Annotated in this window: 17 protein-coding genes; 7 read left to right on the top strand and 10 right to left on the bottom strand. The window is 53.0% G+C overall.

Going from position 1 to position 19,951, the window contains the following annotated elements; all coding sequences use genetic code 11:
- Positions 1-260: 260 nt before the first annotated feature.
- The gene (thiI, locus tag HV157_RS09310; protein ID WP_121340284.1) at positions 261-1,709 is read left to right on the top strand and encodes a tRNA uracil 4-sulfurtransferase ThiI; all 1,449 of its coding nucleotides are present in this window, start codon (positions 261-263) and stop codon (positions 1,707-1,709) included.
- A gap of 45 nt (positions 1,710-1,754) precedes the next feature.
- On the opposite strand, the gene yajL is transcribed toward thiI, so the two are convergent.
- On the bottom strand, positions 1,755-2,348 hold the full coding sequence (gene yajL, locus HV157_RS09305; protein WP_020885217.1) for a protein deglycase YajL: 594 nt from the start codon (positions 2,346-2,348) through the stop codon (positions 1,755-1,757).
- Positions 2,311-3,222, bottom strand: coding sequence for a 2-dehydropantoate 2-reductase (panE, locus tag HV157_RS09300; protein WP_014168859.1), 912 nt, complete (start codon positions 3,220-3,222; stop codon positions 2,311-2,313). Before panE ends, yajL begins: the two co-directional genes overlap by 38 nt.
- 203 nt (positions 3,223-3,425) lie before the next feature.
- Here panE and HV157_RS09295 point away from each other — a divergent pair, with 203 nt between their 5' ends.
- The gene (locus HV157_RS09295) at positions 3,426-3,917 is read left to right on the top strand and encodes a YajQ family cyclic di-GMP-binding protein (protein ID WP_040016786.1); all 492 of its coding nucleotides are present in this window, start codon (positions 3,426-3,428) and stop codon (positions 3,915-3,917) included.
- 32 nt (positions 3,918-3,949) lie between these two features.
- Here the strand turns inward: HV157_RS09295 and HV157_RS09290 are convergent, their stop codons facing one another.
- The 8 genes from HV157_RS09290 to HV157_RS09255 form a co-directional block, all read right to left on the bottom strand.
- Entirely contained in the window at positions 3,950-5,311 is a 1,362-nt protein-coding gene (locus HV157_RS09290; protein ID WP_020885214.1) for an MFS transporter, read from the bottom strand.
- Between the two features lie 149 nt (positions 5,312-5,460).
- Positions 5,461-6,348, bottom strand: a complete 888-nt coding sequence (gene cyoE, locus HV157_RS09285; RefSeq protein ID WP_014168862.1) for a heme o synthase — start codon at positions 6,346-6,348, stop codon at positions 5,461-5,463.
- A gap of 11 nt (positions 6,349-6,359) precedes the next feature.
- The gene (locus HV157_RS09280) at positions 6,360-6,686 is read right to left on the bottom strand and encodes a cytochrome o ubiquinol oxidase subunit IV (RefSeq protein ID WP_006176899.1); all 327 of its coding nucleotides are present in this window, start codon (positions 6,684-6,686) and stop codon (positions 6,360-6,362) included.
- A complete protein-coding gene (locus HV157_RS09275; protein ID WP_014168863.1) occupies positions 6,686-7,300 on the bottom strand; it encodes a cytochrome o ubiquinol oxidase subunit III in 615 nt (204 codons plus the stop codon). Before HV157_RS09275 ends, HV157_RS09280 begins: the two co-directional genes overlap by 1 nt.
- Entirely contained in the window at positions 7,290-9,281 is a 1,992-nt protein-coding gene (cyoB, locus tag HV157_RS09270) for a cytochrome o ubiquinol oxidase subunit I (RefSeq protein WP_014168864.1), read from the bottom strand. Before cyoB ends, HV157_RS09275 begins: the two co-directional genes overlap by 11 nt.
- 16 nt (positions 9,282-9,297) lie before the next feature.
- Positions 9,298-10,245, bottom strand: a complete 948-nt coding sequence (cyoA, locus tag HV157_RS09265) for a cytochrome o ubiquinol oxidase subunit II (protein ID WP_008503322.1) — start codon at positions 10,243-10,245, stop codon at positions 9,298-9,300.
- 479 nt (positions 10,246-10,724) lie between these two features.
- A complete protein-coding gene (gene ampG / locus HV157_RS09260; protein WP_025204965.1) occupies positions 10,725-12,200 on the bottom strand; it encodes a muropeptide MFS transporter AmpG in 1,476 nt (491 codons plus the stop codon).
- Between the two features lie 46 nt (positions 12,201-12,246).
- Entirely contained in the window at positions 12,247-12,825 is a 579-nt protein-coding gene (locus HV157_RS09255; RefSeq protein ID WP_014168866.1) for a lipoprotein, read from the bottom strand.
- Positions 12,826-13,129: 304 nt separating this feature from the next.
- Here HV157_RS09255 and bolA point away from each other — a divergent pair, with 304 nt between their 5' ends.
- From bolA to lon, 5 genes are all read left to right on the top strand, one after another.
- Positions 13,130-13,447, top strand: a complete 318-nt coding sequence (gene bolA / locus HV157_RS09250) for a transcriptional regulator BolA (RefSeq protein WP_013095855.1) — start codon at positions 13,130-13,132, stop codon at positions 13,445-13,447.
- Between the two features lie 330 nt (positions 13,448-13,777).
- A complete protein-coding gene (tig, locus tag HV157_RS09245; protein ID WP_014168868.1) occupies positions 13,778-15,076 on the top strand; it encodes a trigger factor in 1,299 nt (432 codons plus the stop codon).
- 260 nt (positions 15,077-15,336) lie between these two features.
- Positions 15,337-15,960: an ATP-dependent Clp endopeptidase proteolytic subunit ClpP gene (clpP, locus tag HV157_RS09240; RefSeq protein ID WP_020885210.1), complete on the top strand. Its 624-nt coding sequence runs from the start codon at positions 15,337-15,339 to the stop codon at positions 15,958-15,960.
- A gap of 126 nt (positions 15,961-16,086) precedes the next feature.
- Positions 16,087-17,361 carry an ATP-dependent protease ATP-binding subunit ClpX gene (clpX, locus tag HV157_RS09235; protein ID WP_020885209.1) on the top strand — a complete coding sequence of 425 codons (1,275 nt, stop codon included), beginning with the start codon at positions 16,087-16,089 and terminating at the stop codon, positions 17,359-17,361.
- A 183-nt stretch (positions 17,362-17,544) separates the two neighbouring features.
- Positions 17,545-19,899, top strand: coding sequence for an endopeptidase La (gene lon / locus HV157_RS09230; RefSeq protein ID WP_014168872.1), 2,355 nt, complete (start codon positions 17,545-17,547; stop codon positions 19,897-19,899).
- Positions 19,900-19,951 lie beyond the last annotated feature (52 nt).

Raw genomic sequence — 19,951 nt, 5'->3', positions numbered from 1 at the left:
ATTATCAAATAACGCGCAATGTGCACAGGAGCGGCGTGAAGATGATATACTTGCGCGCCTGGATGCAGCCACGGGTGTGGGCTGCTATACACGTCATCCTTCAGGTTGTCTCTGTTTGGGCTACGTTTGCGCCTTTCCGTTACTTACTCGCGTAAGCTTGCGGGGGGCTGTGACTCGCCGCGTTGATGCCACCTGAATGATTTTGTGTATATTTCATTTTCCATTACAAGCCTTAAGCTTGCCTAAGAAACATTGCCGCCATGAAGTTTATCATTAAATTGTTCCCTGAAATCACCATCAAAAGCCAATCTGTGCGTTTGCGCTTTATTAAAATTCTCACCGGGAACATTCGTAACGTATTAAAACACTACGACGAAGCGCTCGCCGTGGTGCGTCACTGGGACCACGTTGAGGTTCGCGCGAAAGATGAAAACAAACGTCAGGATATTCGCGACGCGCTGACCCGTATTCCGGGCATTCACCATATTCTGGAAGTGGAAGACGTTCCTTACACCTCCCTGCATGACATTTTTGAAAAAGCGCTGGTGCAGTACCGCGATCAGATTGAAGGCAAAACCTTCTGCGTGCGCGTGAAGCGTCGTGGTAAGCATGAGTTTAGCTCCATTGAAGTGGAGCGCTATGTGGGTGGCGGCCTCAATCAGCACGTTGAGAGCGCCCGCGTGCGCCTGACTAACCCGGACGTGACCGTTAATCTGGAGATCGAAAACGATCGCCTGCTGCTGGTGAAAGGCCGTTATGAAGGTATCGGCGGTTTCCCAATCGGCACGCAGGAAGATGTCCTGTCGCTGATCTCCGGCGGTTTCGACTCCGGTGTTTCCAGCTATATGCTGATGCGCCGCGGCTGTCGCGTACACTACTGCTTCTTTAACCTGGGCGGTGCGGCGCATGAAATCGGCGTGCGTCAGGTTGCGCACTATCTGTGGAACCGCTTCGGCAGCTCCCACCGCGTGCGTTTTGTGGCGATCAACTTTGAGCCAGTGGTCGGCGAAATCCTTGAAAAAGTGGACGACGGTCAGATGGGCGTGGTGCTGAAGCGCATGATGGTGCGTGCAGCGTCCAAAGTGGCGGAGCGCTACGGCGTGCAGGCGCTGGTCACCGGTGAAGCGCTGGGCCAGGTCTCCAGCCAGACTCTGACCAACCTGCGTCTTATCGACAACGTATCGGATACCCTGATCCTGCGTCCGCTGATCTCCTACGATAAAGAGCACATCATCGATCTGGCGCGCAAAATCGGTACCGAAGATTTTGCCCGCACCATGCCGGAATACTGCGGTGTGATCTCAAAAAGCCCTACCGTCAAAGCGGTGAAGGCGAAAATCGAAGCCGAAGAAGAGAACTTCGATTTCGGCATTCTGGAGAAGGTGGTGGCGGAAGCGACCAACATCGATATCCGCGAGATTGCCCAGCAGACCGAGCAGGAAGTGGTTGAAGTTGAAACCGTCAGCGGTTTCGGTGCCAACGACGCGATTCTGGATATCCGTTCCATTGATGAACAGGATGACAAACCGCTGCAGGTTGAAGGCGTGGACGTGGTTTCCCTGCCGTTCTACAAGCTGAGCACCAAATTCGGCGATCTCGACCAGAGCAAAACGTATCTGCTGTGGTGCGAGCGCGGGGTGATGAGCCGTCTGCAGGCACTGTATCTGCGCGAGCAGGGCTTTGCAAATGTGAAGGTCTATCGCCCTTAACCGTTTGCCGGGTAGCGGCTTCGCTTACCCGGCTTTCTTTACACGCTACGCTTCGTAAAAATTATAAATCCCCGCCGCCATCACTAACGACGACGCCACCTCGTAGGCTTTCTCACGCCCGACCAGCAGGTCGATAATCTTCAGTCCAAAATCGATCGCGGTACCCGGCCCCTGGCTGGTGAGCAGATTGACGCGCGGATCCCAGACCACACGTTTATCCACCCATTGCTCTTCAGGAATGGTCTCTTTCAGTCCCGGGAAACCGGTCATATTACCGATTGGGAAAATGTTATGCGGCACCAGAACCGTGCCGGCTGCGGCACAAATTGCCGCAACGATGCGCCCCGACAGATGGAATTGCCTGACGGTTTCGACCAGGAGCGGGCTGTCGCGAAAATACTCCGCGCCCTTCAGGCCGCCCGGCAGTACGATGATGTCGTAATCCCCGTCGGCCACCTGCACAAGCGGTGCATCGGCGAGGATTTTTACGCCCCGTGAACAGGTGATGGTCAGATTACCGTCGCTGGCGACGCTGGCGGTGGTCACGTTAATGCCGCCGCGCACCATCAAATCAATGGTGGTGACGGCTTCTGTCTCTTCGCTACCAGGGGCGAGGCAGATCAGTGCTGACGCGCTCATATTCACTCTCCTTACGTTTAACCAGGTCATACAGACGGGCATTTTCCGGCACGGCAATGCCGTGGGCGCGGGCGCGTTTAAGCAAATAGCCCGTGATGTAATCAATCTCTGTGTGGCGTAATGCCCGAATGTCCTGCAACATCGAGGAGATGTTTTCTGCAGTACTTTCAATTACCTGCTCAACATAATAGCGTAAATCCTCCGCCGAGGTATGCAGGCCTTCACGTTCGATAACCGAGGCGACCTCCGCGCACAGGGTGGCAATTTCCTGCGGATGATTTTTCAGTTCCCCGTTCGGGCAGTTCCACAGCGCCGTCAGCGGATTGATCACGCAGTTAACCGCCAGCTTGCGCCACAGCTGCGGGCGGATAGTGTCATGCCAGGCCACGTCCGGCAGCACCTTCTGCAGAACATCCGCCAGATAGCTGTAGTCACCATCCTGCGTACGGGCGGGGCCCATGTGCGTTACGCCGCTGGCGACATGCACGATAATGTTGCCATCGCGGCGTGCAGCGTGCGTGGTGGTCGCCATCAACAAGGGATGCGGGATGCTTTTCAGCTCATCAATGGTTCCCATGCCGTTATGCAGCAGCAGGATAGGGGAGTCTGGGGGAAGTTGCGCGGCCAGCGTCTTTACCGCATCTGATACCTGCCATGCTTTGAGCGTGACCAGCAGCAGATCGCTTTGCGCCAGAAAATCCGGATCGTTCGCGGTGAGTGATTCGTTGAATATACTTCCGTCTTCGTCAATCAGGTTCACACTGCAATAGGGCTGGGGCACGCGCAGCCAGCCCTGTACCTCATGTCCGTGCTTGCAAAGCGCGGTCAGCCATAGCTGTCCAAGGGCTCCGCATCCGAGCACTGTAATTTTCATTGTTCCTCCTCACCTGCAACTGCGCCAGGTGTTACGGCCTAAGTATAGCGCCGTCAGCTAAGCTTCTGTTGAGTAAACCCTGTGACATCTGTGCGGTGTTTCCTCACGTGAGCGGCCAGGGATAGCTGCAACTCGAATTATTTGGGGTATCTGCCTTGTAGCGGGTATTATGCAACGCAACAAAAATGAAGGGAGAAGAAAAGATGCCATCTTTCGATATTGTTTCCGAAGTTGATATCCAGGAAGTCCGCAACGGCGTTGAAAACGCAAGCCGTGAAGTTGAGTCACGTTTCGACTTTCGTGGCGTTGAGGCAACTTTCGAGCTGAACGATGCGAATAAGACCATTAAGGTCCTGAGCGAATCTGATTTCCAGGTTAACCAGCTGCTGGATATTCTGCGCGCCAAGCTGCTTAAACGCGGTATTGAAGGCACCTCACTGGATGTACCAGACGAGTTTGTGCATAGCGGTAAAAACTGGTTTGTCGAAGCCAAACTGAAGCAGGGTATTGAGAGCACGGTTCAGAAGAAGATCGTTAAGCTCATCAAGGACAGCAAGCTGAAGGTTCAGGCGCAAATCCAGGGTGAAGAAATTCGTGTGACCGGTAAATCCCGCGATGACCTGCAGGCCGTTATGGCGCTGGTACGTGGCGGCGATCTGGGGCAGCCGTTCCAGTTCAAGAACTTCCGCGATTAAGACAAAAATGCCCGGTTTTACCGGGCATTTTTTCAGGCTTTGAGAGCCTGCTCGATTTCGAAGCGGTTAGTCACTTTACTGTCTATTTTGACGTAAGCGCTGCGCTCTTGTGGGGCAATAAGCACTTCACTTACCCCCTCTGTTGCCTCAAGACGTTGTTTTAGCGCGTCGGTAATCTCTACATCCTCAGGAATTTCGACCCGCAGACTGCTGACGTAGCGCGGCTCTTTCATGCTGCTGGCGACCAGCAGCCAGACCATCGCCAGCAGTGCGCCTGCGAGGAACACGGTTTGCGAATCAAACAGGCCGTCCACCCAGCCGCCGAGCGAGCCCCCGATAGCCACGCCGATAAACTGGCTGGTGGAGTAGATCCCCATTGCTGTGCCTTTATAGCCGGCCGGGGACTCCTTGCTAATTAGCGATGGCAGCAGGGCTTCCATCAGGTTAAAGGCCAGGAAGAAGAGCTGCACGCCGGCCACCAGTTCCCAGAAGTGCGGGCCGGATCCCCAGAGCACAATCTCGGCAATCAGCAGCACCGCCACGCAGCCAATGAAGACGCGCTTCATCTTGCGTTTCACTTCGGCGTAGATGATGAACGGCACGACCGAGACGAACGAAATCAGCATGGTCACCAGATAGATTTTCCAGTGCTCCGCGGCAGGGAAGCCCGCGGCGGCAAGCTGACCGGGTAGGGCGACAAAGGTCGACATCAGCAGGATGTGCAGACACATAATGCCGAAGTTAAGTTTAAGCAGGCGCGGTTCCATCAGCACTTTGCTGAAGCAGCCTTTCACCATCCCGGATTCACGGTTAAGGACGTGGTTTTTGCTGTCCGGCACCACCCAAAGGGTCAGCGCAATACCGACGGTCGCCAGCACGGCAATCATCCAGAACAGGGCATGCAGACCGAGTTTATGGGTGATGATAGGCCCGAGCACCATCGCAATCGCGAAAGTGACGCCAAAGCTCACGCCGATAAACGCCATCGCTTTGGTGCGATTCTGCTCACGGGTTAAGTCTGACAGCAGCGCCATCACGGCGGCGGCAATCGCACCAGAGCCCTGCAGGGCGCGACCAAGAATAATTCCCCAGATGGAGTGGGAGAGGGCGGCTATCACGCTGCCGAGCACAAAAATAAGCAGGCCGCCGACAATCAGCGGTTTGCGGCCAACCCGATCCGAGAGCAGGCCAAACGGGATCTGAAATACCGCCTGAGCCAGACCGTAGATGCCAATCGCCAGGCCAATCAGCGCTTCGCTGGCACCCTGTAGCGCCATGCCGTACGTGGTCAGAACAGGCAGGACCATAAACATGCCAAGCATCCGTAGCGAGAAAACAGTCCCTAAACCCCAGGTCGCGCGCAATTCGCCTGGCGTCATTTTATAATCGTTCATTACCACCTCAATTCAAAAGCAGGCCATAGTGTAGTGCGGGGAAGGGGCGGGGTAAATAAAGGGTTATTTAACAAATATTACATGCGTTATTAATGGATTCGATGAATAAAAAAGGGTGCCGAAGCACCCTTTTATTCACCTGGTGTGACTTACCAGACGTAAGTCAGCAGGTTGTGTGAATCAGGCACCATGAAATCCACGGACATCATCACCGACAGCGAAGTGATAGCGACAATGGAGAACACGAACAGCTTACGTGCCCAGACCTTGTCATCTTCCACTTTGTAGCCGCGCAGGGCCATGCCGAGCCACCAGACGCTCACCGCAGCCGCTACCGCCAGGTATTTGTACCCGGCGTAACCGCCCAGAGAGAGCATCAGCGTTGCCACGGCAAAGGCGATGATGTACAGCGTGATGTGGTTTTTAGCCACGGAAATGCCCTTCACGACCGGCAGAACCGGAATGTTCGCTGCCTGATAATCCTTAAAGCGGAAAATCGCGATGGCATAGGAGTGCGGCATCTGCCACAGGCTAAAGATAGCCAGCAGGATCAGCGCACCGCTGTCGAACTCGTTCGTGACGGCGCAGTAGCCAATCACCGGCGGCGCAGCGCCGGAGAGAGAACCAATCAGCGTTCCGTAGACGGAGTGGCGTTTCATATACAGACTGTAAACGCCCACATAGACGACGAACCCCATCACCCCCAGCCAACAGGCCAGAGGATTAGCGCCAAACCACAGCAGCATAAAGCCAGCAATACCCAGCAAGGTGGCGTACACCAGCGAGACGGAAGGGGCGATCAGGCCTTTAACCAGCACCCGATTTTTAGTCCTTTCCATCTTCTTGTCGATATCCATGTCGATGTAGTTGTTAAATACACAACCGGATGCAACAACCAGCGACACACCGACCAGCGTAGCGATAAAGAGGGTGTAATCGATGCTGCCTTTAGAGGCCAGCAGGAACCCCCCAATTACGGAGATCAGGTTGCCAAAGATGATGCCTGGTTTCGTGACTTGCAGGTATTGCTTAAACATACTCGCCGCTCTTAGTGAACCATCATGTTGTAGTTAAGGTTCCACATAATCCAGATGGAACCGACTACCAGGATAGCGATGATAATCACGGTAAAGATGAAAGCCGTCATGTTCCAGCCTTCATCGGACTTGGTGTTCATGTGCAGGAAGCAAACCAGATGCACCAGAATCTGAATCACCGCGGTTACCAGGATTGCACCCAGAATAACCGGCTTAGACGCAGAACCGCTCATCACCATCCAGAACGGGATCACCGTCAGAATGATCGACAGGATGAAACCTGTCATATAGGTTTTTACGCTACCGTGGGAAGCGCCATGATCGTTTGAATGACTCATTACATCGCCCCCATCAGATATACAACAGAGAACACACAGATCCACACAACGTCCAGGAAGTGCCAGAACAGGCTCAGGCACAGGATACGCGTGCGGTTAGTGCTGGTCAGGCCACGACGGGAGATCTGGAACATCAGTACTGCCATCCAGATCAGACCAGACGTTACGTGCAGACCGTGGGTCCCGACCAGTGCGAAGAACGCAGACAGGAAGCCACTACGATCCGGCCCGAAGCCTTCCATAATCAGGTGATGGAATTCATAGATTTCCATCCCGATAAAGCCAGCACCAAACAGCCAGGTCAACGCCAGCCAGGAGACAACCTGGCTCTTGTTGTTTTTGTACATGGCGATAGCCGCCATGCCGTAGGTGATGGAGCTGAATAGCAGCAGCGCGGTTTCTACCAGAACGAACGGCAGTTCAAAGATGTCCTTGCCGGCCGGGCCGCCCGCAGTGCCGTTCACCAGAACGGCATACGTTGCGAACAGACAGCAGAACAGAATGCAGTCGCTCATCAGGTAGATCCAGAAACCGAAGACTTTCGTCGGTCCTGTATCGTGGTGCGCATGTTCATGCGCGTGGGCAGTAGAGTGCGCCAAAGTATCAGTTGCCATTTTTCAGCCCCGCTTTAGAAATCTCATCGAAATGCTGGTTTTCCAGTTTTTCGACTTCACGGACTGGTACGTAGTAGTCTACGTCCTCGTCAAAGCTCTTCACAATCCAGCTGATTACGATGCCGGCGAAGCCAACAATCGCCATCCACCAGATGTGCCAGATCATTGCGAAGCCAAATACCGTTGCGAAGGCGGCAATAACAATGCCCGCACCGCTGTTTTTCGGCATGTGGATCTCTTCGTAATGAGCAGGTTGCTTGTACGCTTCACCTTTTTCTTTCATTTCCCAGAATGCGTCGCGTTCATGGACCTGCGGCACAATAGCGAAGTTATAGAACGGTGGTGGAGAAGAGGTTGCCCACTCCAGCGTACGGCCACCCCATGGGTCACCGGTCAGGTCACGGTTCTGATCGCGGTCGCGAATAGAAACGTAGAACTGAATCAGCTGAGACGCGATACCACAAGCAATCAGCACGGCACCGCCCGCTGCAACCATCAGCATTGGGTGGAACTGTGGATCAATCTGCTGGCTCAGACGACGGGTCATACCCATGAAGCCCAGCACGTACAGCGGCATAAATGCAACGAAGAAGCCGATGATCCAGAACCAGAATGCGCGTTTACCCCATTTTTCGTTCAGGGTGAAACCGAACGCTTTTGGCCACCAGTAGGTTACGCCAGCGAAGCAGCCGAAGACCACACCACCGATGATAACGTTATGGAAGTGCGCAATCAGGAACAGACTGTTGTGCAGAACGAAGTCAGCACCCGGTACCGCCAGCAGTACACCGGTCATCCCACCCACGGAGAAGGTGACGATGAAGCCGATAGTCCACAGCATTGCTGAGTGGAACACGATACGGCCCTGGTACATGGTGAACAGCCAGTTGAAGATCTTAACCCCGGTAGGGATTGCGATAATCATGGTCGTAATACCGAAGAAGGCGTTTACGTTCGCGCCAGCACCCATGGTGAAGAAGTGGTGCAGCCAAACGATGAACGACAGAACGGTAATACACACGGTTGCCCACACCAGTGAGGTGTAACCAAACAGACGTTTACGCGAGAAGGTTGCTGCGATTTCGGAGAACACACCGAAGACCGGCAGAACCAGGATGTACACTTCCGGGTGACCCCAGGCCCAAATCAGGTTGATGTACATCATCATGTTGCCACCCATATCGTTGGTAAAGAAATGGGTGCCCAGGTAGCGGTCCAGGGTCAGCAGCGCGATGGTGACGGTCAGAATTGGGAATGATGCAATAATCAGGATGTTGGCGCACAGAGATGCCCAGGTAAATACCGGCATCTTGAACATGGTCATGCCAGGGGCACGCATCTTGATAATGGTCACGAAGAAGTTGATACCGGTCAGGGTTGTACCGACACCGGAGAGCTGAAGTGCCCAAATCCAGTAATCGACGCCAACGCCCGGACTGTACTCAATTCCCGAAAGCGGCGGGTAAGCCAGCCAGCCGGTCTGAGCAAATTCGCCCACACCCAGTGACAGGTTAACCAGGATAACGCCGACAACCGTGAACCAGAAGCTCAGGTTATTCAGGAACGGGAACGCTACGTCGCGCGCGCCGATTTGCAGCGGAACGACAACGTTCATCAGACCGATAACCAGCGGCATCGCCACGAAGAAGATCATGATAACGCCGTGGGCGGTAAAGATCTGGTCGTAGTGATGCGGCGGCAGGAAGCCGGCTTCACCCGCAGACGCGAGTGCCTGCTGGCTACGCATCATGATCGCATCCGCAAAGCCACGAATTAACATGACGATACCGACGATGCAGTACATGATACCCAGTTTTTTGTGGTCAACCGAAGTCAGCCACTCGTTCCACAGGTAGCTCCACTTACCGAAGTAAGTGATCAAGGCCAGTAAGGCTGCGCCACCGATGATAATTGCAGCAACCGTAACCACGATAATGGGTTCATGGTAGGGCACTGCATCCAGTGTCAATTTTCCGAACATTTTCTTCCTCGGCCCCTTAGTGAGCGGTTTCCGCGTGGCTCATGTCCATGCCTTCCATACCTTCGTGTGCGCTATGCTCACCTTCAGGCTGGGTCATGTCCATGCTCTTGCCGTGATCCATAAATTTGCCAATAACGTCTTTGAACAAATCGGGTTTCACGTTAGAGAAGTACTCCACCTTGTTATATTCGCTAGGTGCTGCCACTTTTTCGAACGCCGCCATGTCAGACATGGTGTTTGGAGACTGCTTCGCTTTTTCAACCCACTGGTCGAAAGCGGCACGGTCTGGCGTCGCGATAGCTTTGAACTTCATACCTGAGAAGCCCGGGCCGCTATAGCTGGCGGAGATACCATCGTAGGTGCCTGCTTCATTCGCGATCAGGTGCAGGTTAGTCTGCATACCGGCCATCGCGTAAATCTGGCTACCCAGACGTGGGATGAAGAAGGAGTTCATTACGGAGTTGGAGGTCACTTTGAACTGAACCGGAGTGTTCGCCGGGAAGGCGATTTCATTCACGGTGGCAATGCCCTGTTCCGGATAGATGAAGAACCATTTCCAGTCCATGGAGACCACTTCAATGGTAATCGGTTTTTCATCGTGAACCAGCGGCTTGCTTGGCTCAAGTGCGTGAGTGGTTTTCCATGTCAGTACGGCAAGGAACAGGATGATCAGGATAGGTACCGTCCAGACCACAGCTTCCACTTTATTGGAGTGTGACCAGTTAGGGCTATACTTCGCATCTTTATTGCTCGCACGATACTTCCAGGCGAAACCAACAGCCATCAAAATGGCTGGAATAACCACAATCAACATCAGGCCAAAAGCCGTCAATATCAGTGAACGTTGTTCCAGTCCAATCTGTCCTTTGGGGTCAAGTAGTGCAGAATCGCAGCCACTGAGTAATACAGTGCCTGCGAATAATGACAACCATCCCAAACTTTTATTGTATTTCCTGAGTCTCATTTAACGACCTCAATTCCACGGGAGTCTGGTGGCGTTTAAAGTGTGGGGGCATTTTACGGGAAGGTTACATTACTGTAAACATCATTAGACCTGTGTCAGGAAGGTGTTACCGGGTTCTGCCGCACATGTCACAAGTGTTGCAAATTATGTCGCTTTTTAAGACGTAAGCCGCATGGCATGGGCTTTATAACGAAAGGACCCCCAAGCATACCCTAAAAGGGGCAATTGGTATAACCATTGTGAAAAATAAACAAAAAATTAACAATTAATTATCAATAAAAAGACAACTAAAAAACGAAAAATCAAACTCTCTGATGCTGAATCGTTTAATGAAAAATAGCGTTCTGCAATTGACTCCAATAATTTCCGAATCCTATCCCGCACAAAACAACAAATATTTTTTTTAGCGGCTGGCGGCTATTTCACCGTTATAATTTCGGTTCGTGATTACAACGGGAAATAACCTTTCGGATTTTACTTCAGGTTAACTGCGTTTTACGCAGCGCCATGAAATCGAGCAGCCCGCCAGTCAGGATCCCGGCAACCGCCAGCAGCGCGCCGGCATCCAGCAGAAGCGCTTCGAGAGGCAGTACCAGAGAGGTGGTGGCATTAATAATGAGCACCACGAGCCACAGCACCAGGGCAAAGCAACCCGCCATTAACAGTCGTAACGCAAAACGGTAAGCGCGATGATATTCCGTGCGTGGCATAAAGTGTTCTGTTCGCTGGGTATATTCCAGCGTCTGGCGACAGACCAGTAGCAATAAGAGTCCAGGCACTGCCGCTACCACTGAGAAGAGGTAGAACGTTGGCCAGCCATGGGCTTCAACAAACCAGCCGGCAATCGGCCCGACATACACGCGACCAACGGCGGAAAGCGCCGAGAGCAGAGCGAACTGCGTCGCGGAAAACGATTTGTTGCACAGGGTCATCAGCAGGGCAACAAACGCCGCTGTCCCCATACCGCCGCACAGGTTTTCAAAAAACACCGCGGCGCCCATACTGATCATATGCTTATCCGTCACCGACAGCAGCCAGTAACCGGCGTTCGATGCCCCCTGCAGGATGCCGAAGATCAGCAGTGCGCGAAAGAGCGTCAGACGCTGCATTAATACGCCGCCGTACAGGGCCCCGACAATAGTTGCAAACAACCCGAGCGTTTTGTTCACCACGCCGACTTCGCCGGCATCAAACCCGACCCCGCGAATTAAGAAGGTGGTGGTCAGGCTCATCGCGAAGGCATCGCCGAGCTTATAAAGGACGATTAACAGCAGGATAAGCCAGGCGTTGTTGCGGCCAAAGAAGTCGCGAAGAGGTTCGGCAACGGCCTGCTCCAGAGAACGTGGAACCGGGATCACATCGCTCGGTTCGGGGGCGAGCAGGGTGGCAATAATACAGGGGATCAACAGGGCGGCCATCAGCCAGTACATGCCCTGCCAGCCGAGATAACGGTCGGCCACCCACAGCGCCAGACCACCGGATACCAGCATCCCCAGACGATAGCCCAGCACGCTAATGGCTGCGCCGGCTCCCCGCTCTTCTGCAGGCAACACGTCCGTCTTCCAGGCATCAAAAACGATATCCTGCGAGGCAGAACAGAAGGCGATTACCACCGCAAGGGCGGCCATCCAGCGAAGCTGCGTCGTGGGTTCAAGAAAGCCCATCGCCGCGATTGCGATCAGCAACAGGACCTGGGTCATCACTAACCAGCCGCGACGACGGCCCAGGAACGGCGGGGTATAACGGTCCATCACCGGCGACCACAGGAACTTAAAGACGTAAGCCTGGCCGACGAGGGAGAAGAAACCAATGGTTTTGAGATCGATATTCTCGACGGTCATCCAGGCCTGCAGCGTGCCGGAGGTGAGGGCGAGAGGTAAACCGGAGGCGAAACCAAGGATCAGCAGGATGGCTGATTTAGGTTGCTGGAAAATGCGTAAGTAATGACTCGACATGTTCATATAAAGCTGACCCGGTGAAACACCGGGTCAGGAAGCGGGATTAACGCGCGTTTTGCTTGATGAAGTCGTGGATGCTGGTGTCCTGCGCCATATCGGAAATGGTGTCAGTCAGCACGCTGTTAACCGCGTTAGCAATATTTTTGTTGGACGCCTGGAACGCGCCTTCAACAGAGTAGCTCGCACGGTAGTTTTTGGTCATCTTGTTGCCGTTCTTCGCGGTCGCGATGATGGCGATATCCGCTTTGGTGGAGATGTTGTAGCGAACGTTACCCTGGGACACGTCAGCGTACAGGTTGTTCACGATGATCTGCAGATCAACCGCACCGCTTGGGCCAATCATATAGCCGCGGGAAGTCATCTGTTTCTCGAGCACTTCCTGCAGCAGGAAGCGCAGGTCGCGTGAGGCGGTCAACGTCACCTGCTGGTTGTCGCGGGTCACTTTAGCCAGGGCTTGATCCTGACGCTGATCGGCACCGTTAATGCTCACGGTTACGCCCATCAGGCTAGGATCCTGCTGAGGCAGGGTAATCTTAGGGGAGACATCAATGGTTGTAGGCGGGGTAGCGCAGCCTGCCAGCATAAAAAGTGCTACCAACGGAAAGAAGAGTTTTTTTAACATTTTCAGGTTCTCAACGAATCGTAAGCATTACAGAGAAAAATTGCCGCCATCATAACATCGCTAACGGCCAGGGGAAGTGGTCAACGCATGTAAATTCATCGCCTTGTCCGAAAACTGACCAGCCCCGCCTTTTTCTCCACGCGCGAAGGTCAAAAGGTATGAGTCTCACAGTGAACTTCATTCGTCTGAATGAGAAAATAAGACGAAAGCTAAATATTTGTTGTCTTGTTGTAATGGAAACGGTAAAAGCGGCTAATATTTAAAGGGATGGGTGACATCCTGGCGTTGTCGGAGGAGTGATTTCATGATGATACGTGAACAGATAGAAGATAAATTAAGGGCAGCGTTCAACCCTGTGTTCCTCGAAGTCGTCGACGAAAGCTATCGTCATAACGTGCCGGCAGGTTCTGAAAGCCACTTTAAAGTGGTTCTGGTCAGCGATCGCTTCACGGGAGAACGTTTCCTGAACCGACATCGCTTGATCTACAGCACCTTGACGGAAGAACTCTCCACAACCGTACATGCGCTGGCATTGCACACCTATACCATTAAGGAATGGGAAGGCTTGCAGGATACGGTATTTGCATCGCCGCCGTGTCGCGGCGCAGGCACCATCGCCTGATAAATCGGATTTGCAACGGCTGGAGCTTTTCCAGTATGTTGCATACAGATTTCCTCAAAACGGCCTCCGGGCCGTTTTGTTTTGTCTGAGTTTTGAGCGGATGGTGCGTTTTTAAGGCTAAAAATAGCCTTAAAGTGTGAAAAAAGCCGCAGCAACATGCCCCAACCGTTCTCGACTCACCTAAGTGATGCCGCTATAATGCCGCGTCTTAATGAATGTCTTCGGGATGATTCTGGCGACAGGGAATGTGAATCTGCACTAAGAGAGCATCCCGGTATAACAGACAGATTCAGAGTTGACCGAGCACTGTGATTTTTTTGAGGTAACAAGATGCAAGTTTCAGTTGAAACCACTCAAGGCCTTGGCCGCCGTGTAACGATTACTATCGCTGCTGACAGCATCGAAACTGCTGTGAAAAGCGAGCTGGTCAACGTAGCAAAAAAAGTACGTATTGACGGCTTCCGTAAGGGCAAAGTACCGATGAATGTTGTTGCTCAGCGTTATGGCGCTTCCGTGCGTCAGGATGTGCTGGGTGAACTGATGAGCCGCAACTTTATTGATGCGATCATCAAAGAAAAAATTAATCCGGCCGGTGCGCCGAATTACGTTCCAGGCGAATACAAACAGGGCGAAGACTTCACCTACTCCGTAGAGTTCGAAGTGTACCCGGAAGTTGAGCTGAAAGGTCTGGAATCTATCGAAGTTGAAAAACCTGTTGTTTCCGTGACTGACGAAGACGTTGACGGCATGCTGGACACTCTGCGTAAGCAGCAGGCGAACTGGAAAGAGAAAGAAGGTGCTGTTGACGCGGAAGACCGTGTGACCATCGACTTCACCGGTTCTGTAGACGGCGAAGAGTTCGAAGGCGGTAAAGCGTCTGACTTCGTACTGGCAATGGGCCAGGGTCGTATGATCCCAGGCTTCGAAGACGGTATCAAAGGTCACAAAGCGGGCGAAGAGTTCACCATCGACGTGACCTTCCCGGAAGAGTACCACGCTGAAAACCTGAAAGGTAAAGCAGCGAAGTTCGTTATCAACCTGAAGAAAGTTGAAGAGCGCGAACTGCCTGAACTGACTGAAGAATTCATCAAGCGTTTCGGCGTGGAAGATGGTTCTGTAGCCGGTCTGCGTACCGAAGTGCGTAAAAACATGGAACGTGAGCTGAACGGCGCTGTACGTAACCGTGTGAAATCTCAGGCGATTGACGGTCTGGTAAAAGCGAACGAAATCGACGTTCCGGCTGCCCTGATTGACAGCGAAATCGACGTTCTGCGCCGTCAGGCTGCACAGCGTTTCGGTGGCAACCAGCAGCAAGCGATGGAACTGCCACGCGAGCTGTTCGAAGAGCAAGCTAAACGCCGCGTTGTTGTTGGCCTGCTGCTGGGCGAAGTGATTCGTACCCACGAGCTGAAAGCTGACGAAGAGCGTGTGAAAGGCCTGATCGAAGAGATGGCTTCTGCATACGAAGATCCATCAGAAGTGATCGAGTTCTACGGTAAGAACAAAGAGCTGATGGACAACATGCGCAATGTTGCCCTGGAAGAGCAGGCTGTTGAAGCGGTACTGGCGAAAGCGAAAGTGACCGAAAAAGCGACCTCTTTCAACGAACTGATGAACCAGCAGGCGTAATTTCGCCCCCAGGGTTTAAAGTTTGAACAAAAAACCCGTTGCCTTCCGGCGACGGGTTTTTTTTATCACTGCTTTACCCCAGGAAGAGTGCTAAAACGCCCTTTCAGTGTTAGCGTAACAACAAAAGGTTGTTATGCTTGAAATAGGGCAGTATGAACCCCATAAGTGTGTAATCACGATGATTGAGACTGGCTGATAATCCGTCCGTAAGGTTACAATCAGTACAGCAGGTGTTTTCAATTTTGATCCAGGAGACGGAAATGTCATACAGTGGCGAACGAGATAACTTTGCACCCCATATGGCTCTGGTGCCAATGGTTATTGAACAGACCTCACGTGGTGAGCGTTCTTTTGATATCTATTCCCGTCTGCTCAAGGAGCGCGTTATCTTTTTGACCGGCCAGGTGGAAGACCACATGGCTAACCTGATCGTGGCGCAGATGCTGTTTCTGGAAGCGGAAAACCCGGAAAAAGACATTTACCTGTACATTAACTCCCCGGGCGGCGTGATCACGGCAGGTATGTCCATTTATGACACCATGCAATTCATCAAGCCAGATGTCAGCACTATCTGTATGGGTCAGGCTGCATCTATGGGTGCGTTCCTGTTAACCGCAGGGGCTAAAGGTAAGCGTTTCTGCCTGCCAAATTCCCGCGTGATGATTCACCAGCCGCTGGGGGGTTATCAGGGGCAGGCGACGGATATTGAAATCCACGCCCGCGAAATTCTGAAAGTAAAAGCGCGCATGAATGAACTTATGGCGCAGCATACGGGTCAATCTCTTGAGCAGATCGAGCGCGATACCGAGCGCGATCGTTTCCTCTCTGCCTCTGAGGCTGTTGAGTACGGCTTAGTCGACTCCGTTTTGACCCATCGTAATTGATGCCCGTGACGCGAGTGTGCCGCTATACTCAGGTAGGGCGGCATGTTGCTAAAAGCAGCTTGCGTCTGAAAATGGCATTTGCGTCGTCATGTGCGGCACAAAGAACTTAAAAAGAGGTTTGGACTCATGACAGATAAACGCAAAGATGGTTCGGGCAAACTGCTGTACTGCTCTTTTTGCGGCAAAAGCCAGCATGAAGTGCGTAAACTGATTGCCGGGCCGTCCGTGTATATCTGCGACGAATGTGTTGACTTATGTAACGACATTATTCGCGAAGAGATTAAAGAAGTAGCACCTCACCGCGAGCGCAGCGCGCTGCCAACGCCGCATGAAATTCGTCATCATCTTGACGACTATGTCATCGGTCAGGAGCAGGCGAAAAAAGTGCTCGCCGTGGCGGTATACAACCACTATAAACGCCTGCGTAACGGTGATACCAGCAATGGCGTAGAACTGGGTAAAAGTAATATTCTGCTGATCGGCCCAACCGGCTCCGGTAAAACGCTGCTGGCTGAAACGCTGGCGCGTCTGCTGGATGTTCCGTTCACAATGGCCGATGCCACCACCCTGACCGAAGCCGGTTATGTGGGTGAGGACGTAGAAAACATCATCCAGAAACTGCTGCAGAAATGCGATTACGATGTACAGAAAGCGCAGCGCGGGATTGTTTACATCGATGAGATCGACAAGATCTCCCGTAAATCTGACAACCCGTCCATTACCCGTGACGTATCGGGTGAGGGCGTGCAGCAGGCGTTGCTGAAGCTGATCGAAGGTACGGTTGCAGCCGTTCCACCGCAGGGTGGCCGTAAACATCCTCAGCAGGAGTTCCTGCAGGTTGATACGTCCAAGATCCTGTTCATCTGTGGTGGTGCGTTTGCCGGTCTGGATAAAGTGATCTCTCACCGTGTTGAAACCGGCTCCGGCATTGGTTTTGGCGCGACGGTGAAAGCCTCGTCCGAAAAGCCGAACGAAGGCGAGCTGCTGTCACAGGTTGAGCCAGAAGACTTGATCAAGTTTGGTCTGATTCCTGAGTTCATTGGCCGTCTGCCTGTTGTGGCAACGCTGAACGAACTGAGTGAAGACGCGCTGATTCAGATCCTGAAAGAGCCGAAAAATGCGCTGACCAAGCAGTATCAGGCGCTGTTCAATCTGGAAGGCGTTGAGCTGGAATTCCGTGACGAAGCGCTGGACGCGATTGCCAAGAAAGCGATGATCCGTAAAACCGGTGCGCGTGGCCTGCGTTCTATCGTGGAAGCGGCGCTGCTTGACACCATGTACGATCTGCCGTCGATGGAAGATGTTGAGAAAGTGGTGATTGATGAGTCGGTCATTAGCGGCCAGACCAAGCCATTGCTGATTTATGGCAAGCCGGAAGCGCAACAGGCATCTGGCGAATAATTCACCAAATCATACAAGCAGTTAATCAAAAAGGGGGGATTTTATCTCCCCTTTTATTTTTCCGTATACGCGGCGTTGAATGTGTGGGAAACATCCCCATATACTGGATACATGTTAATGGTTATGTGAAGCACAGTGACATGACCAGTTTACCTGGCGGACACTAAACTAAGAGAGAGCTCTATGAATCCTGAGCGTTCTGAACGCATTGAAATCCCCGTATTGCCGTTGCGCGATGTGGTGGTTTATCCGCACATGGTCATACCCTTATTTGTAGGGCGGGAAAAATCTATCCGTTGCCTCGAAGCCGCCATGGATCATGATAAAAAAATCATGCTGGTGGCGCAGAAAGAAGCATCAACGGATGAGCCGGGTGTAAACGATCTTTTCACCGTCGGGACCGTGGCCTCTATTTTGCAGATGCTGAAGCTGCCTGACGGCACCGTTAAGGTGCTGGTAGAAGGCTTGCAGCGTGCGCGTATTACCACCCTGTCTGACGATGGCGAGCATTTCTCTGCCAAGGCAGAGTACCTTGAATCACCTCAGCTGGATGAGCGCGAGCAGGAAGTGCTGGTGCGCACCGCGATTAGCCAGTTCGAAGGCTATATCAAGCTGAACAAGAAAATCCCACCAGAAGTGCTGACGTCGCTGAACAGCATCGACGATCCTGCGCGTCTGGCGGACACCATCGCTGCACACATGCCGCTGAAGCTGGCTGACAAACAGTCCGTGCTGGAGATGTCCGACGTTAACGAACGTCTGGAATATCTGATGGCGATGATGGAGTCTGAGATCGATCTGCTGCAGGTTGAGAAGCGTATTCGTAACCGCGTTAAAAAGCAGATGGAGAAATCTCAGCGTGAGTACTATCTGAATGAGCAAATGAAAGCCATTCAGAAAGAGCTCGGCGAGATGGATGACGCGCCGGACGAAAACGAAGCGCTGAAGCGTAAGATCGACGCGGCGAAAATGCCGAAAGAGGCCAAAGAGAAAGCCGAAGCAGAACTGCAGAAGCTGAAAATGATGTCTCCAATGTCGGCTGAAGCGACCGTCGTGCGCGGCTATATCGAATGGATGGTTCAGGTTCCCTGGAATGCCCGCAGCAAGGTCAAAAAAGACCTGCGTCAGGCGCAGGAGATCCTGGATACCGACCACTACGGCCTTGAGCGCGTGAAAGACCGCATTCTTGAGTACCTCGCAGTCCAGAGCCGTGTGAACAAAATCAAAGGCCCGATTCTGTGCCTGGTGGGACCACCGGGGGTAGGGAAAACCTCTCTGGGTCAGTCCATCGCCAAAGCGACCGGACGTAAGTATATCCGTATGGCGCTGGGTGGCGTACGCGATGAAGCGGAGATCCGCGGTCACCGTCGTACCTACATCGGTTCTATGCCGGGTAAACTGATCCAGAAGATGGCGAAAGTGGGCGTTAAAAACCCGCTGTTCCTGCTCGATGAGATCGACAAAATGTCTTCGGACATGCGTGGCGATCCGGCGTCTGCTTTGCTGGAAGTTCTTGATCCAGAACAGAACGTGGCGTTCAGCGATCACTACCTCGAAGTGGATTACGACCTGAGCGATGTCATGTTTGTCGCGACCTCGAACTCCATGAACATTCCGGCGCCGCTGCTGGACCGTATGGAAGTGATTCGTCTCTCCGGTTATACCGAAGACGAAAAACTGAACATTGCGAAACGGCACCTGCTGCCGAAGCAGATTGAGCGTAACGCGCTGAAAGCCAACGAGCTGACCGTTGAGGACAGCGCGATTATTGGCATCATCCGCTACTACACCCGTGAAGCGGGCGTGCGTAGCCTTGAGCGCGAAATCTCTAAACTGTGCCGTAAGGCGGTTAAACAGCTGCTGCTGGATAAGAGCCTGAAACACATCGTGATCAATGGCGACAACCTGCATGCCTATCTGGGCGTTCAGCGCTTTGACTATGGTCGCGCGGACAATGAAAACCGCGTGGGCCAGGTCACCGGTCTGGCATGGACGGAAGTGGGTGGCGATCTGCTGACCATTGAAACCGCCTGTGTCCCGGGTAAAGGCAAGCTGACCTACACCGGCTCTTTGGGTGAAGTGATGCAGGAGTCGATTCAGGCCGCGCTGACCGTGGTACGCGCGCGTGCGGAGAAATTGGGCATCAACCCTGATTTCTACGAGAAACGCGATATCCACGTGCACGTGCCTGAAGGGGCAACGCCGAAAGATGGCCCAAGCGCAGGTATTGCCATGTGTACCGCACTGGTTTCCTGCCTTACCGGCAACCCGGTGCGTGCCGATGTGGCAATGACCGGTGAGATCACGTTGCGTGGCCAGGTGCTGCCAATCGGTGGGTTAAAAGAAAAACTGCTGGCGGCACACCGTGGTGGGATCAAAACCGTATTGATCCCTTACGAAAATAAACGCGATCTGGAAGAGATTCCGGACAACGTGATTGCCGATCTGCAGATTCATCCTGTGAAGCGAATTGAGGAAGTTCTGACTCTCGCCCTGCAGAATGAACCTTCCGGAATGCAGGTTGTAACCGCAAAATAGTGACCTCGCGCAAAGAGCGTCAATAAAAGTAAGGCTGGTAAGTCATTTCGCA

The organism is Enterobacter sp. RHBSTW-00318 (assembly GCF_014101375.1).
In the GTDB taxonomy this organism is placed as follows: domain Bacteria; phylum Pseudomonadota; class Gammaproteobacteria; order Enterobacterales; family Enterobacteriaceae; genus Enterobacter; species Enterobacter ludwigii.
Note: the sequence above shows the minus strand (reverse complement) of the source record. Positions and strands in the feature narration are given on the sequence as shown.